Consider the following 12,503-nt stretch of genomic DNA (forward strand, 5'->3'; position numbering starts at 1 on the left):
CAGCCCAAGTCCTTGGGCTTAAAGGAGTCTTCCCGCCGTACAGACGCACGTCGGCTGGATTCCGGCTCAAGGCCGGAATGACGGAGGAGGGGGACAGACAGGTTCACAAGGCCGGTGTGACGGCATGTGGATGATTCGCTTCATTAAACTGGAAAAACCTCCACCGTCATCCCTGATCGAAAGGGAGAGGGCGTTCGCCGTCGGGGAGGAAAGAGGGACGGATGCCGTCCAAAACCCGTCACATAATGCAGCGTGAAGCGGGGCAGGTGGGGCGATCCGGCGGCCGCAGGGATGAAGCGCCGCCGGTATCTCTTCGGATCAGGCGCGCGCTTCCGGCGTATAGCCTGCAGCGGTGATGATTTCGGCAATACGTGCCGCATCGGAGACGCCGCCAACCACAACCGTGCGGCTTGCCGGATCGGCATGCACGGCAGCGCCGGGAACGGTTTTTTCGATCGCGCCCTTGATCACTCCGGCGCAGTGACCGCAGGTCATGTCTTCAACGTGAAAAGAAAGGTCTGCATCAACCGGTGCCGTGGTGGTTTCGGCGTGATGCTGGTGAGCGGTGCACATAGGCGGTTCTCCATGGTTTGGAATTCTAACAGGAGGAGCCTGGACTATTCCAACGTGGGAAGGTCAAGCGCTTTATTCGCTGGCGCTCAACAAGTGTGCCATGACATCAGCTGCGCCAGAAGATCGGCATCAGCAGCACCAGAACCGTCAGGATTTCCAGACGTCCGAGCAGCATCAGGACCGAGAGGAGATAAAGCGCGGGATCGCTGATGGTGGAGAAATTGCCTGCCGGGCCGATGATCGGGCCGATGCCGGGTCCGACATTGGCGAGCGAGGTCGCAACGGCCGAGGTGGCGGTCAGGAAATCGTAACCCATCAGGCTCATGGCAAGGCTGCCGGCGATCCACAGCGCGATGAAGCAGCTGACGAACAGGAAGATCGTCCGGATCGTATCGGGATCGACCACCTGCTGGCCGTAACGCACCGAATAGACCGCGTTCGGATAGATCAGCTTCTTCAGCCCGGCGCGCACCACGTTGAACATGATGAGAAAACGATAGGCCTTGATACCGCCCGCCGTCGAGCCGGAACAGCCGCCCATGAAGGTTGCGAAAAAGGCGACGACGACGACGAAAGGCCCCCAGAGCGTATAATCGTCGCTGGCAAAGCCGCCGGTCGAAAGGATCGAGGTCATATTGAAGAAGGAATGGCTGAGCGCGTCATCCAGCGGCACGCCGTTCCTGAAATGATGGTAGACGCCAACCGCAATCGAGATCGCACAGAGATAACCGAGGAAGACGGCGATCTGCGGGTCGCGCAGCGTTTCCAGCCGGCGCCGCACGGCCAGCAGGATCATGACCGAGAAGGGCAGGCTGCCGAAGATCAGGAAGATGGTGGCGATCCACAGCAGCGCAGTATTGTCGAAATAAGCGAAAGACGCGTCGTGGGTGGAAAAACCGCCGGTCGCGACCGTCGACATGGCATGGTTCAGCGCATCGAAATGCGACATGCCGGCAAAATCGTAAGCGATCGTACAGGCAAGCGTCATGATGATGTAAATGGCCACGAAAGCCCGGGTAAAGCTCGCCAGCCGCGCGAAAGGCCGGTCGTTGCCGGTGTCGGAAGATTCCATGCGGAAGAAGGTCATGCCGCCGACGCGCAGCAGCGGCAGGATGAAGAGGCCGAGCGCCACGATACCGATACCGCCAAGCCAGCACAGCAGAGAGCGCCAGAGAAGGATGCCCTGCGGCGCGTTGTCGAGACCGGCAATGGCTGTCGACCCCGTCGTCGTAATGGCGGAAACGGATTCGAATAGCGCCTGGCCGAGCGTCAGGTTGAGTTCGGACAGGTAAAGCGGAACCGCGCCGACAATGGAAAACACCAGCCAGAGCAGGTTGACGAGCAGAAAGCCGAAACGTTTGTTGAAGGCCGCAATCGGCCCGCGCGTCGCCAGCGCGCAGGCAAGCGCAAAGCCCCCGCACATGAAACCCGACAGCGCAAACACCATCCAGTCGTCATTGCCGTAATAAAGATCGGTGAGCGCCGGCAGGAACATGGCCGTCGCCATGTAAAGCCCGAAGATGGACGCCACATATATGACCGAGCGCAGAAGGTTGCTGTTCAAGAAATGAAACCCGGAGTTTGTTGCCGCGCTGAAATGAGTCTTTGTCTCGGACGTCTTCCTATGGCATAGCGGGTGCCATTATGAATTTCAATGGATTGACTATCGTGGACAAGCAGCTTGTGGAAGCAGCGCGGCGAGAAGTGCGGGAAATATTCCCGGAAACGCCGTTGCAGTTGAATGAACATCTCAGCCGTCGGTATGGCGCGTCGATTTGGCTGAAGCGTGAGGATCTGTCTCCGGTTCGTTCCTACAAGATTAGAGGCGCATTCAACTTCCTGCGCAAGGCGGTGGCCAAGGCCGGCAAGAACAAGGTTTTCGTCTGTGCTTCGGCCGGCAACCATGCGCAGGGCTTTGCTTTCGCCTGCCGTCATTTCGGTGTTCACGGCGTTGTTTTCATGCCGGTGACGACACCGCAGCAGAAGATCGAAAAGACCCGCATCTTCGGCGGCGAATTCATCAGCATCCGTCTGGTGGGCGATATATTCGACCAGTGTTATGCCGCCGCCCGCAAATATGTTGAGGACAATGACGGCTACATGGTGCCGCCATTCGACCATGAGGACATCATCGAAGGCCAGGCGACGGTCGCCGCCGAGATCATGGATCAGCTTCCGGAAGGCACGAAGCCGGATATCGTCGTCATGCCCGTTGGCGGCGGCGGTCTTTCTGCCGGTCTTTCGGGCTTTCTCGCCGGCACGGTCCGCAAGGAGAACTTCGTGTTCTGCGAGCCGGAAGGGGCGCCGAGCCTGAAGAAAAGCCTTGAACGCGGCGAACCGGTGACGCTCACCAAGGTCGACAATTTCGTCGACGGCGCCGCCGTCGCCCGCATTGGCGACCTGAATTTCAAGGCCCTGAAGGATTTCCCGGCCGAGCAGGTCATGCTCATCCCGGAAAACGCCATCTGCGTGACGATCATCGAGATGCTGAACCTCGAAGGCGTGGTGCTGGAGCCGGCCGGTGCGCTGGCGATTGCCGCGCTGGAAAAGCTCGGCCGCGAGAGGCTGGAAGGCAAGACGGTCATCGCCGTGGTTTCCGGTGGCAATTTCGATTTCGAGCGCCTTCCGGATGTGAAGGAACGCGCCATGCGTTACACGGGCGTGAAGAAATACTTCATTCTGCGCCTGCCGCAGCGCCCCGGCGCGCTGCGCGATTTCCTCAACCTGCTCGGCCCGGATGACGATATCGCCCGTTTCGAATATCTGAAGAAATCGGCCCGCAATTTCGGTTCGATCCTGATCGGCATCGAAACCAGCGCGAAGGAAAACTTCGCAGGCCTGCTGGAACGCTTCGAAGCGGCCGGTCTCGGTTATGAGGACATCACCGAAAACGACATCCTGTCGAACCTGATCATCTGATCGGAAGAGACAGGGAAGGGCGGATCGCCTCCGCCCTTCAAACGTGACACAGATTGAGGGAGTGAAAGCCATGGCATCGTTTTTTTCCAAAATCCTCTCGGCATTCGGCTCCGGCCAGCCGTCCTCCGACGCGCCGCAAAAGACGGCCCAGGCGGAGCCGCATGCGCATGGCGACTATCTGATCTATGCGACGCCGATCAAGGAAGGCGGCCAATTCCGCCTGGCGGGCCGCATCGAAAAAAAGGCCGGCGATGAAGTGCTGGTGCATGAATTCGTGCGCGCCGACGTCTTCACCAGCATGGACGATGCGGTGGAGTTCACGATCCGCAAGGCAAAGCTCATCATCGACCAGAACGGCGCTTCGCTTTTCCCAGGAAAATGATGACGCATTCTTGCCGCGGATATTAAGATTCCGTTGTTTGCTTCGGCCTATCGTCTCTAGAGGGCATGGAGTCGCGCCAATCAACCCGCGCGATATGGATCGATAGGGCATGTGCCGATGCAATGGGCAAATCTGGCCCTCTTTCTGACGGAGGCCATCGTCTATTTTTCGGTAATGACGGCATTCCTTCATTACCGGCATATTCTCGGCATCGGTGTCTTTCTCACCGCGCTGGGCGTCATGCATTTTCTGGAGACCTATCTGGCGGCCGTCTTTTACGTGCAGCTGCCTTTCGGTGTGGCGTCGCCCGGCTCCTCGATCCTTTTTGCCGGCAAGCTGATGATGATCCTCATGCTCTATATGCGGGAGGACGCGGCGGTCGTTCGACAGCCGATCTACGGCCTGTTTCTCGGCAATATAGTGACCGTCGCCATGGCGCAGATCATCCGTTTCCACCAGACGGTGGCGATCGTTCCCGGGCAATCGGTCAGCACCGCATTTCTGGATGAGATGGGCGTGCTGATGGTCTGGGGAACCAGCCTGCTTTATATCGACGCCATCGCCATCATCCTGTTTTACGAAAAGCTGGGGCGTTATCTGCAGCGCCATATCGTGCTGCGCTTCGCGATTTGCGGCGTCGTTATCCTGAGCTTCGATCAGGCAGGTTTTTATGGGGCGCTGCGATTGTTGTTCAACGCACCTCTCGATGTCTTTTACGATGGCTGGAAGGCGAAGATGGCGGCAGTCGGCATCTATTCGCTGCTGTTTGCCACCTATCTCTGGCTGACATCGGCCAAGGGCCGCTTTCTGACACGCCGCAGCGTTGCCGATGTCTTCAACGATCTCACTTTCAGGGAACGTTACGAGGAGCTTCTGTCCCGCTCCGGACGCGATATGCTGACCGGCGTATCGGACCGCGCCCGCATGGAGCTCGATGCGCCCTCCGTCGTCGTGGAATGCCTTGAGAAAAAGCGGCCGGTCAGCGTGCTGATTGTCGATATCGATCATTTCAAGACCGTCAACGATACGTTCGGGCACCTGCAGGGCGATGAGATCTTGCGGGAATTCGCCGCCGTCCTGAAGCGCGCCGTGCAGCCGCTGGGGCATCTCTACCGCTTCGGCGGCGAGGAATTCGTGGCGCTCCTGCCGGCGATGACGCATGAAAAGGCGCTGGCATTTTCGGACAGTCTTCGGGCCGCGATCCTTGCGGACCTGCAGCGGCCGGATGGTTCGCCGCTGACCGTCAGCATCGGCGTCGCCACCGCTTTCGAGGATGGACAGCTTTTCCGCGCGCTCTTGTCGGAGGCCGACGCGCGGCTCTATGCGGCAAAAAATAACGGCCGGGATCAGGTCCACGGCCGTTACGGAATGTGGGTCGGCTGATACCGGCAATCCTGGCCGGCATCAGCCCGACATTCGATGTGCCTCAGGCGGCCTGCGCCAGCTCGGCAACCTTGGCTTCAGCGGCAGCCACAGCCTTTTCGACGGCTTCCGGACCGAATGCCAGGCCTTCGACATAGATGACTTCCACATCGGTCATGCCCATGAAGCCGAGAACGGTCTTCAGGTAAGGAACGGCATGGTTCATCGATACGGCCGGGCCTTCGGAGTAAACGCCGGCAGCGGCCAGAACGATGTAGACCTTCTTGCCAGTGGCGAGGCCGACCGGGCCGGTTTCGGTGTATTTGAAGGTCTGGCCGGCGCGGGCGACATTGTCGATCCACGACTTCAGGCCGGAATAAATGTTGAAATTGATGAGGCCGGTGCCGATGACGACGGTGTCGGCGGCCAGAAGCTCTGTCACCAGCTTGTCGGAATAATCGGCGGCAACCGCTTCTTCGGCGGTGCGCTGGTCGGGCGCCTTGCGGATGGCGGCGGTCTTGACGGTGTCGAGATGCGGGATCGGGTCAGCAGCGAGATCGCGATGGACAAGGGTGTTGGAAGCCGACTTGGCCTTCAGCTTGCTGGCGAGTTCACCGGCAAACTTGTTCGAAACCGATTCGTCGCCACGCGGGCTGGAGGTGATGAGAAGAATGTTGGACATGGTCTTTCCTTGCATATGCGATGAATTGACGGGCGCCTTGGGAGGGCGGGAGAGCACGATGCCCTTCCTTTGCGCTCTATATGAAAAATTACTGCCATCAAGAAAACTGTGATAATGTGGAAGCAATCTATCGATGAAATGGATGGGACATGGACGCGAACCCGACGCTCGATCAATTGCAGGTGTTTTTGACGGTTGCCGAGACCGGCAGTTTTTCCGCCGCGTCACGGGCGCTCAATCGTGCCCAGTCGGTGGTCAGCTACACCATCGCCAATCTCGAGGCGCAGCTTGAAGTGACGCTGTTCGAGCGCAGCGGCGTGCGCCAGCCGAAGCTGACGGATGAAGGCCGCGCCATGCTGGAGGATGCAAGGCGCATCGTCGCCGGCCTGCAGGAGATGCGCGCCCGCGCCAAGGGGTTGAAGCAGGGGCTTGAGGCGGAACTCTCGGTCGCCATCAGCACCATGGTGCCGGCGGAGGCCATGGTGGCCGTGTTGCGGGATTTTCGCCAGCAATTCCCAACCGTCACCCTCAGCCTCAATGTCGGCGAGCTGGGCATGGTCATGGAGATGGTGCTCTCCCGCAAGGCCGGTATCGGCATTGGCGGGGCGATGCTGCGTCAGGACGATGAACTCGTCGTCGAAAAGGTCGGCCATTCCTTCATGTTGCCGGTCGTCGCGTCGGATCACCCGCTGGCGCAGATCGAGCGGCCGCTGGGCCTTGCCGATGTGCGCGAGGAGGTTCAGCTTGTCGTCACCGATGCATCCGGCCTGACCAAGGGCCGCGATTTCAATGTTCTTTCCTACAAGACATGGCGGGTCAGCGATATCGCCACAAAGTACCAGCTCATCAAGGGCGGTCTGGGTTGGGGCGGCCTGCCCGCATCGATCGTCCGTAACGACATCACCAATGGCAGCCTCAAGGCGCTTGAACTCGAGGCCTATGAACAGGGCGAATATCCGCTCTTTGCGCTGCGGCGGGTCGATTCACCCGCCGGCCCTGCCGGCCAATGGCTTGCCGAAGCATTTCAGCAACGCCTCTCTGCCTGCCCGAACCATAAGGATTTCAACGGGATGCTTGCGGCGCAAAAGCAGAGGACCATTTCTGTCGCCGCTGAGTGACATTGGCTAATTATATCTGGACCGAGCGGGGCCTGCTCGTTTCTTCTCCCCGGTGGGGAGAAGAAACGCGCGGCAACCTCGGCGCTATGCCAGCAAGGCCAATTGACGTGGGCGGGTCGCCTGCCTATACCTAAATCACGGTCAGCAGTTCACCGAGGCATCGCCGTCCCGCAAGGGAAGCTAAACCTGCATTTTTAAAGTTTGACAGCACTTATCCCGTGCCATGTCGGAAGCCGGCGATCAGCGACACCTTTTCGGAATGGCACTTGAGGGTAAGTCATGCCACGTTCGATCCTTTCCATTGATATCGCCGACCTCTCGACTTTCGCCAAATCCGTCCGCGAACAGATCGGCAGGCTGGACCGAAAGCCAAGCCATGTGGAGATGCTCAATCTTCTGAGCCGCGCTGCCGGGTTCCGAAATTTCCAGCATTTGCGAGCCTCGCGCGAGCCATCCGATGACAGCGGACCATCCCGGCCAGATATGCTGCCGGCAGCTAATGAGGGCAGGGTGCTGAAGACCGTTCGTGTCTTCGACGCTGCCGGCCGGCTGATGCAATGGCCGGCCCGCCGCTCCCAGCAGGAACTGTGCCTCTGGTATCTATGGGCGAAAATTCCCGCCGGGCGGAGCTTTTCAGAGCGCGAATTCAGCAGCTTTCTGGATAGGCTGCACCTGTTCGGGGATGCGGCCATGCTGAGGCGCGACATGGTCGGCCTCAAGCTCATCCGCCGTAACCGTGACGGCAGCGATTATCGGCGCATCGAGCAGAAACCGCCATTGGAACTGCCGCTTCTGCTGCGAGCGCTCGGTGGGCGCGGTTGAGGCGATAGCCCTCGGTATTGCCGATAGTTTCCATCAAACTCGACGTTATCCTCGGGCTCGTCCCGAGGATCTGCTACAGATTTATTTTGTTGACGTGGTTAGATCCTTGGGACAAGCCCAAGGATGACGGCAGAGCTTCACCCTGCCGCCAACAGTCGAAAGGCCGCAGCCCTCAAAGAACCAGACGGAACTTCGCGAAACCTTCCGCGCCGTCGCCGGCATCCTCGATCTTTGCGCCCTTGATATCGGCCGCATAGTGGCGGCCTTTGGGGCCGGTCTCGAAGATCGCCGTGGTATTGGCCACCGGCGCAAAGGACCAGTTCGCATCCGCAGACGGGTTGATGGTGCCCTGATCGATGATATAGCGCACGATGACGTCGCGGTTGGTATCGGGGGCCACGAAGATCACCTTGTCGCCGGCGATATCGGGGAATTTGCCGCCGCCGCTCGCCCGGTAATTATTGGTCGCCACCACGAATTTCTGCTCGGGATCGATCGGCTTGCCTTCAAATTGCAGGTTGACGATGCGGTTGCTGTCCGGGTTGACCGCCTTGCCGTCCTTGTCGAATTTCGCCGGTTTGGAAATGTCGATCTGATAGGTGACACCGTCGATGACATCGAAATTATAGGACGGGAAGTCCGCATTCAGCAGCGGCGCATCCTTTGCGCCGGCCTCGACCGTATTGAACATGCCCGCCGACATTTCCAGCCAGTTCTTCACCTGCGCGCCGTTGATCAGCACCGCCTGCACCGTGTTGGGGTAGAGGTAAAGATCGGCGACATTCTTGATGGCGATGTCACCGGCGGGGACATCGGTATAATAATCCGCACCGCCGCGGCCGCCGGACTTGAAGGGGGCTGCTGCCGAAAGCACGGGCAGATCCTTATATTGCCCTTCCTTCAGCATGTCTTTGATGTACCAGGTCTGGGCATTGGAGACGATCTGCACGGAAGGGTCGTCGGCCACCAGCGCGAAATAGGAATAGAGCGGTGCGGAGGTCTTGCCGACGGGACGGCGCACATAGGCAAGGGCAGCCTCGTGATCGGTCTTGGCGGCGGCGAGGACTTCCGCCTTGTCGGTGAAATCGGCGACGACCTTGCGGTTTTCGTCGCGGTGGTAGATCGGCCGGGCTTCGGAGGTGAAGTCGACGATCTTCCAGCTCTTGCCGTCCTTTTCGAGCAGCAGGTCGATAAGGCCCATATGCGAGCCCCAGAAACCGGCCATGACCGCCGGCTTGCCCATCAGCGTGCCCTTGACGGCATCCGCACCCTCGATGCCGTCCCAGGTCTTCGGACCGGGGAAGACCAGATGCTGGTGGCCGGTGAAGATCGCGTCGATGCCTTCGACACCTGCCAGATAAAGCGAGGCGTTTTCCATGCGCTCGGTCTGGCCCTTGCCGTCGATACCCGAATGGGAAAGGGCGATGACGATATCCGCCCCTTCCTCTTTCATGACCGGAACCCAGGCTTTCGCCGCCTCGACGATATCGCGCGTCTGCGCCTTGCCTTCGAGGTTCTTGGAATCCCACATCATGATCTGCGGCGGCACGAAGCCGATGATGCCGACCTTGACCGGGCTCGTCACGCCGCCGCCGTCGCGGATCTGCTTTTCCAGAATGACATAGGGCTTGAAGAACAGTTCGTCGTTCTTCGGATCGGAAGCAAGCTGGCCCTTGGTGAGGTTGGCGCAGACGTAAGGGAAACCCGCACCCGCCAGCGTGTTCGACATATAGTCGAGACCGTAATTGAATTCGTGGTTGCCGAGCGTGCCGCAATCGTAACCCAGCACGTTCATGGCGTTGATCACGGGGTGCTTGTCGCCGGCCTTCATGCCGCGCTCATAGGCGATATAGTCGCCGAGCGGGTTGCCCTGCAGGAAGTCGCCATTGTCCACCAGCATCGAGTTTCCCGCTTCGGCGCGGATGGTGTCTATGATCGAGGCGGTGCGCGCCAGTCCCATCGTGTCGTTCGGCTTGTCGGCGTAATAATCATAGGGAAAGACGTGAACATGGATATCGGTCGTTTCCATGATGCGCAGATGCGCCTGGTTGGCCGCCGCACGCGCAGCAAAAGGGTGCAGCATCACCAGCACCGAGGAGGCTGCAATGCCGCCCAGAAGCGAACGCCGGGTAATGGGGTGGAGAGCGAGAAGCGACGACATGGGAACTCCTTCGGATGAAGCTTGCTCTGTCTTGAAAAATGACAGGGTAGAAGCAATCGCAGAGGAGTCCATCACCAAAATGACAGGCCCGTGACAGATGGGCCGGTTTTCAACCGTTTGATAAATTTTTTATCACGGAAGTGCGGCGCAGGTGTCGCCGCACCGGAGAATGCACGTTGCTGCGCTCAGGATCAGCGGGCGAGGGTCGGTTTCACTTCTTCGTGGAAGAAGCGGAAATAGGAGGAGAGCTGCGCCAGCGTGTTGGTGGAAAGCTTGAGCTGCAGGCCGAGGCGGTTCATGTGCTGCCATTGCACGACGCCCTCGATGAAGCCCAGATCCTCACTCTGCACCTTGACCCGGCTGCCCTTGGCCGCGGCGAAAGGCCCGTCCAGCTCGAGCGCCATTCCGGTGGCGGAAAGATCGACCACACGCCCTCTGGTCGACTGGCTGAAATAATGCACGGTCGCAAAAATCCTGGTCTTGCTGCGGGGCGCGGTCCGTGTCGCCATATTGAGGTTGTTTGTCATTTCGCTGCTCAAATCAATTGTTTCCGATACCTGCATCATGGCGCGGAAAACTTGAGAGCCGTTTAGTTCTTCTCTTAAAATTGCATGTAATTGCCGATTATGCTGTGTCGATACGGCACTGATAGCAATTATTGCGGGCGGAGCGCACATGTACATAAGCGACATCCGCGCGCTCCAGAAGGTGCCGCGCGCGCGAAACGATCTCGCCTGTCGCCGTCACCGCGCCGGTGCCGTAGACGATACGGTCATCGGCTCCATAACCGCGCACGATATAATCCGGGCTGTTCAGCATCGGCGGAATGGCCTGCGTCTGCGGGTAGCGCTCACAGGCGTCGGCATGCAGAAACACCGGGCCCGTTTCCGCATAGGGCTGCAGCGAGGGAAAGGGCCGGTAGGCGAGGATCAGCATCCCTTCGCCTTCCCCGATCTGACAAAGGCAGTGGCGGCAGGGCATGCCGCCCGGAGAAACGGCTTTCTCCGGCGGATTGCCATAGGCGTCGGCGGCTCCCGCCCGGTAGGCTTCGGCTTCCTTAGCCGGCATTGCAGTGAAAACGAGATCGGTCATGGCGGAGAGCTCCTGGGTTGGGATCGGCGTTGCTTCTTTGCAGCTATGGTCCCGAAACGGATCACTATCCACCCGATTCTTGACAGGCGATGCAACCAGCCCATTGCGTGACTCGTTAGCTTCGGGAATCAGTGACGCTCCTCGTTCCCGGAAGGTCTGATTTTATGTTCCGTCGTTTTCTGGCCGCCGTTCCGCTGGCTTTCGTTTCGTTGACGGCTCCGCTTGAGGCCGAGGCACAGGTCGCCTCCGGTCTCGATGGCCTGTCCGACGAACAGCTTCAGCAGGCGGTCAATTTCGTCATCGGCAATGCGATCTTCTCGCTTTATCATGAGGGCGCGCGCATGCTGATCTCGGATTTCGGAACGGCGGACACGGCAAGTGTGCAGGCGCCGGCCGATCAACTGGCTGGCACACTCATCCTCCAGGCCAACGAGGAATGGCTCGACACCGCGCTCGTCAATGCCACGGACAGCTGGTATCTGGCGCGTGAGGCGGAGACCTTGCCTGAGCACGAAGCCCCGGTCTTCTCCGCGCTGGTGCCCGACAGGAGCCGCGATCGCAACATGGCCTGCCTGATGGTCGGCCGTGACAAGGACGGTTATGGCGATCTGGCCGCCATGATGGGGCTCAACAATGCCGAATTCGACAAATGCGCCGCCGCCTATCCGGGCGTTGCTTCGGCCTGGGAGAATTTTCTGAGCCCCCACCGCAGTCAGACGCCTTCCAGATTTTCCGTCAGCTACGTGCCGCCGCGCGACCCGGAGCTTGAGCCCTACGCCATCATGATCAAGGAATCGAAGGTTCTCGATCTCATCAGCCGCAGTTTTAGCGGCTATGGCTTGAAGGGGGACGTCAAGCTGACCGCCAAGTCCTGCGGCCGTCCCGACGTCTACTGGTCGGCGGAAAAGCGCGAGATCACCTATTGCTATGAACTCGGCAAGTTCCAGGCGGAACTGATTGCCGATCATCTGCTGAACACCGTCACGGAAGACAAGGGCGCTGCCGGCGGGCAAATCCCGACCGCCGCCGCTAATCTGGAACGGGAAATCTGAAGCCGGATTGCCGGACGCTGGCAATCTGGCTTCCCGATATGGGAGGAGAGTGCCGTGCCAAAGGTTGTCGTTCGCAATTTCGCCATCTCGCTTGACGGATACGGCGCGGGCCCAGACCAGAGCCTGCAGAACCCGCTGGGTGTGAACGGCGAAGAGCTGCACCAATGGGCCTTCAAGACCCGCACCTTTCATCGCATGTTCGGCAAGCAAGGCGGCTCGACCGGGACGGACGAGGATTTTTCCGAAAAGAGCTTCGAAAATATCGGCGAGAGTCCTTTTCAGCCCAAGGACTTGGGCTGACTGGATTCCTGTGACGAGCACAGGAATGAGGGAGTGGGGA

12 protein-coding genes and 1 pseudogene are annotated in these 12,503 nt (G+C 59.5%); 7 read left to right on the forward strand and 6 right to left on the reverse strand.

Annotated elements, in window-relative coordinates; translation table 11 throughout:
• Positions 1 to 318 precede the first annotated feature (318 nt).
• Together FGF54_RS04560 and FGF54_RS04565 are read right to left on the reverse strand one after the other, a co-directional pair.
• Positions 319 to 573: a heavy-metal-associated domain-containing protein gene (locus tag FGF54_RS04560; RefSeq protein WP_003521591.1), complete on the reverse strand. Its 255-nt coding sequence runs from the start codon at positions 571 to 573 to the stop codon at positions 319 to 321.
• Between the two features lie 106 nt (positions 574 to 679).
• Positions 680 to 2,137, reverse strand: a complete 1,458-nt coding sequence (locus FGF54_RS04565; RefSeq protein WP_020811121.1) for a TrkH family potassium uptake protein — start codon at positions 2,135 to 2,137, stop codon at positions 680 to 682.
• 80 nt (positions 2,138 to 2,217) lie between these two features.
• Here FGF54_RS04565 and ilvA point away from each other — a divergent pair, with 80 nt between their 5' ends.
• The 3 genes from ilvA (at position 2,218) to FGF54_RS04580 (ending at position 5,257) form a co-directional block, all read left to right on the forward strand.
• On the forward strand, positions 2,218 to 3,492 hold the full coding sequence (gene ilvA, locus FGF54_RS04570; RefSeq protein WP_020811122.1) for a threonine ammonia-lyase: 1,275 nt from the start codon (positions 2,218 to 2,220) through the stop codon (positions 3,490 to 3,492).
• 70 nt (positions 3,493 to 3,562) lie between these two features.
• On the forward strand, positions 3,563 to 3,874 hold the full coding sequence (locus FGF54_RS04575) for an HlyU family transcriptional regulator (RefSeq protein WP_020811123.1): 312 nt from the start codon (positions 3,563 to 3,565) through the stop codon (positions 3,872 to 3,874).
• 117 nt (positions 3,875 to 3,991) lie between these two features.
• Positions 3,992 to 5,257 (forward strand): diguanylate cyclase, encoded by a 1,266-nt coding sequence (locus tag FGF54_RS04580; protein WP_142779041.1) that lies wholly within the window; start codon positions 3,992 to 3,994, stop codon positions 5,255 to 5,257.
• 43 nt (positions 5,258 to 5,300) lie between these two features.
• Here FGF54_RS04580 and FGF54_RS04585 read toward each other — a convergent pair whose 3' ends face one another.
• Entirely contained in the window at positions 5,301 to 5,918 is a 618-nt protein-coding gene (locus FGF54_RS04585; RefSeq protein WP_080856228.1) for an FMN-dependent NADH-azoreductase, read from the reverse strand.
• Between the two features lie 149 nt (positions 5,919 to 6,067).
• Here FGF54_RS04585 and FGF54_RS04590 point away from each other — a divergent pair, with 149 nt between their 5' ends.
• Entirely contained in the window at positions 6,068 to 7,036 is a 969-nt protein-coding gene (locus tag FGF54_RS04590) for a LysR family transcriptional regulator (RefSeq protein ID WP_142779042.1), read from the forward strand.
• Between the two features lie 279 nt (positions 7,037 to 7,315).
• Complete coding sequence (locus FGF54_RS04595; RefSeq protein WP_142779043.1) at positions 7,316 to 7,858, forward strand: DUF2087 domain-containing protein; 543 nt, start codon at positions 7,316 to 7,318, stop codon at positions 7,856 to 7,858.
• Between the two features lie 172 nt (positions 7,859 to 8,030).
• On the opposite strand, the gene FGF54_RS04605 is transcribed toward FGF54_RS04595, so the two are convergent.
• The 3 genes from FGF54_RS04605 to FGF54_RS04615 all read right to left on the reverse strand — a co-directional run bounded on the left by FGF54_RS04605 (position 8,031) and on the right by FGF54_RS04615 (position 11,111).
• A complete protein-coding gene (locus tag FGF54_RS04605; RefSeq protein WP_142779044.1) occupies positions 8,031 to 10,019 on the reverse strand; it encodes a bifunctional 2',3'-cyclic-nucleotide 2'-phosphodiesterase/3'-nucleotidase in 1,989 nt (662 codons plus the stop codon).
• A 191-nt stretch (positions 10,020 to 10,210) separates the two neighbouring features.
• Positions 10,211 to 10,546 (reverse strand): PilZ domain-containing protein, encoded by a 336-nt coding sequence (locus tag FGF54_RS04610; RefSeq protein WP_003502271.1) that lies wholly within the window; start codon positions 10,544 to 10,546, stop codon positions 10,211 to 10,213.
• A 97-nt stretch (positions 10,547 to 10,643) separates the two neighbouring features.
• Complete coding sequence (locus FGF54_RS04615) at positions 10,644 to 11,111, reverse strand: DUF1203 domain-containing protein (RefSeq protein ID WP_142779045.1); 468 nt, start codon at positions 11,109 to 11,111, stop codon at positions 10,644 to 10,646.
• 164 nt (positions 11,112 to 11,275) lie between these two features.
• On the opposite strand from FGF54_RS04615, the gene FGF54_RS04620 reads away from it, so the two are divergent.
• On the forward strand, positions 11,276 to 12,163 hold the full coding sequence (locus FGF54_RS04620; RefSeq protein ID WP_142779046.1) for a DUF4344 domain-containing metallopeptidase: 888 nt from the start codon (positions 11,276 to 11,278) through the stop codon (positions 12,161 to 12,163).
• A gap of 54 nt (positions 12,164 to 12,217) precedes the next feature.
• Positions 12,218 to 12,430: pseudogene (locus FGF54_RS04625) on the forward strand (DNA-binding protein); the annotation flags it as partial.
• Positions 12,431 to 12,503 lie beyond the last annotated feature (73 nt).

This window comes from Agrobacterium sp. T29 (genome assembly GCF_006970545.1).
Taxonomy (GTDB): domain Bacteria; phylum Pseudomonadota; class Alphaproteobacteria; order Rhizobiales; family Rhizobiaceae; genus Agrobacterium; species Agrobacterium leguminum.

Coding starts and splice junctions, on each gene's coding strand:
- FGF54_RS04575 (WP_020811123.1), top strand. CDS start 3,563: ATGGCATCGTTTTTTTCCAAAATCCTCTCGGCATTCGGCTCCGGCCAG.
- FGF54_RS04620 (WP_142779046.1), top strand. CDS start 11,276: ATGTTCCGTCGTTTTCTGGCCGCCGTTCCGCTGGCTTTCGTTTCGTTG.
- FGF54_RS04615 (WP_142779045.1), bottom strand. CDS start 11,111: ATGACCGATCTCGTTTTCACTGCAATGCCGGCTAAGGAAGCCGAAGCC.
- ilvA (WP_020811122.1), top strand. CDS start 2,218: ATGAATTTCAATGGATTGACTATCGTGGACAAGCAGCTTGTGGAAGCA.
- FGF54_RS04590 (WP_142779042.1), top strand. CDS start 6,068: ATGGACGCGAACCCGACGCTCGATCAATTGCAGGTGTTTTTGACGGTT.
- FGF54_RS04595 (WP_142779043.1), top strand. CDS start 7,316: ATGCCACGTTCGATCCTTTCCATTGATATCGCCGACCTCTCGACTTTC.
- FGF54_RS04610 (WP_003502271.1), bottom strand. CDS start 10,546: ATGACAAACAACCTCAATATGGCGACACGGACCGCGCCCCGCAGCAAG.
- FGF54_RS04605 (WP_142779044.1), bottom strand. CDS start 10,019: ATGTCGTCGCTTCTCGCTCTCCACCCCATTACCCGGCGTTCGCTTCTG.
- FGF54_RS04585 (WP_080856228.1), bottom strand. CDS start 5,918: ATGTCCAACATTCTTCTCATCACCTCCAGCCCGCGTGGCGACGAATCG.
- FGF54_RS04560 (WP_003521591.1), bottom strand. CDS start 573: ATGTGCACCGCTCACCAGCATCACGCCGAAACCACCACGGCACCGGTT.
- FGF54_RS04580 (WP_142779041.1), top strand. CDS start 3,992: ATGCAATGGGCAAATCTGGCCCTCTTTCTGACGGAGGCCATCGTCTAT.